The organism is Shewanella insulae (assembly GCF_009831655.1).
Lineage (GTDB): Bacteria > Pseudomonadota > Gammaproteobacteria > Enterobacterales > Shewanellaceae > Shewanella > Shewanella insulae.
Genome location: NZ_WRPA01000033.1, coordinates 1 through 2,174, shown reverse-complemented (window position 1 = coordinate 2,174; position 2,174 = coordinate 1). Strand labels below are relative to the sequence as shown.

At 43.3% G+C, this 2,174-nt stretch carries 1 rRNA gene; it reads left to right on the top strand.

Annotated features, from left to right (window positions below):
• Window positions 1–112 (top strand): 5S ribosomal RNA (rrf, locus tag GNT65_RS20340); the annotation flags it as partial.
• Between the last annotated feature and the right edge of the window lie 2,062 nt (window positions 113–2,174).

The following is a 2,174-nucleotide window of genomic DNA, read 5'->3' as shown; positions in this document are numbered from 1 at the left end:
GAAACCATAGCATTGTGGTACCACCTGATCCCATCCCGAACTCAGAAGTGAAACGCAATTGCGCCGATGGTAGTGTGGGGTCTCCCCATGTGAGAGTAGGTCATTTCCAGGCGCCTAATAAACGAAAAAATCCCCAGCACTTAGTGCTGGGGATTTTTTCGTTTAACAGCTTTTAAAATATCTACTCGAACATGGGAAAGAAGTGAGTGTATGCAAAGCATGCCACCTTTCCATGTGAAGTCGGGCGAATATCGCGATAGCGATGTGCTTATGAGCGCGAAGCTTTAGCGGAGCTGGCCATGACAGGCGCTAATTAAGTGAAGAAGCCACCTGAATAAGGTGGCTTTTTTGCGTTTGGGGTTTATGAAATTATCGACGTACTCTCTCGAAATCACCTTAATTAAAGTCAGGTGGCTTATTCACTTATGTAGGCATGAATGCTACTCCCGACGTCGTACCACCGCTGAGCGGGCTCCCGGGTCGCAGCCTAGCCATCCATCAAGTTTCGCTTGATAAACGGACGTCTTACGCCTCCATGTGAGAGCAGGTCATTCCCAGGCGTCTAATAAAGCAAAAAGCCCTAGCCTAAAACGCTAGGGCTTTTACTTTCTCCGCTGCGCGAAAAAACTTACACCCAATGTCGCCGGGCTGCTGAAGGGGAATCCGGCTGCGAAGCATTGCTTCTCCGCTCTCAAGTGAGGATAAATATTTGCGTATTCAAAGAGTCTCACTTTCGCCTTCATATGTTCGCTACGTGAAACGAGTAGATCATTTTCAATGCTACTGTTTTTTCACTCTTGTAAGAAAGCTTACAAAGCAGCAATGAATGTCTATTCCTCACGACCAGCTCGGAGCCTAGCGGCAGAGTGATTCCGTCATCCATAAAGTTTCGCTTGATAGGCGAATGCCTTATGCCTCCAGTATGGTAGGACGTTAATTGGATACAGCTAAATTGACATTTCCTCATTCATATGGGCTTAGGGTGGAGGTCTTGCGTTTACCAATCGTATTTTGATGCAAGAGATGAGTGAGGAGAGCTTGGTTCGAAGACAACCAGGACAAGCGCCTAAGAGTCATTAGGTCTTCATTCACTAATCTAGTTGTATCTCCCTAACATCAGATGATAAATGCTCTTCTGTAAATAATCCTGCATCTCTACATATGCATCTAATGTCGCTATTGTCGTCATTGCTGCATGCTGCCGCTTGTTCCATTCTTATTAAGTAGTGATATTTTCAATCATTGACTTCGCCAGATTCATTCCTTTCCCCTAGCTATATCAAAGGCAGTAATTACCATTACTGTTTGGTAGTTTACTAAGTCGTTTTGGCGCATTCATATTGACCAAGTTTGCTTAATGGCCTGTGGGCACCCAGTGAGTCGCTCAATAGGGTGTCGGCTAATTGCATTACTAGAGACAAATGTTGAGGTTATTCAATACAAACTGCTCCTAGCTAATTTTCTACTTGGGTAGGGATGGATAATCATTTGTTCTGGCGTTGAAGGTGGTAGCTATTTCCTTCTTTTCTATAAGGGGACAGGTGTGTTTGGCATACAATCACTTCAGTTAGCGAGTTTAGGCCGATTTATCGATGCTGGGAATTGAACTAGGATAAGATTGTGGCAGTGCTTCGATTGTCTCTTTTGTGGATAACTTTGTGTGTAATTGGTGCAAAGCGTGTGCTTATTTCAGGTATAAAAAATAAGTTCATTTTTATTGAAAAAAGCCCTTGCGTAAAAGATTTGGCTCCCTATAATGCGCTCCCACTGACACGGCAAACGGCGCTACTTAGCGACGGTAACAGCCTTCAGATGGTTCGAGTGAAAAGTTGAAAAACTTCTTAAAAATCACTTGACGCCGACATCGGGAAGTGTAGAATACGCATCCCTAAGCCAACGGCCCAGCGCCGACGGCAGCATCGAAAATCACGATGCAATGCTCTTTAACAAGATAAAACAAGAAATCTGTGTGGACACTCACAGGTATTGAGTTAATCGAAAACGATTTAAATCTCAATGCAATTTCTCATTAGAGATGATGAGTGTTCATAGCAATATGTACAAACATATAGATGATTCTTCCGAGTCATTTATATGAATCAGAATTCATTGAGTCGGACTTATGTCCACAAAAACTTTTAATTGAAGAGTTTGATCATGGCTCAGATTGAACG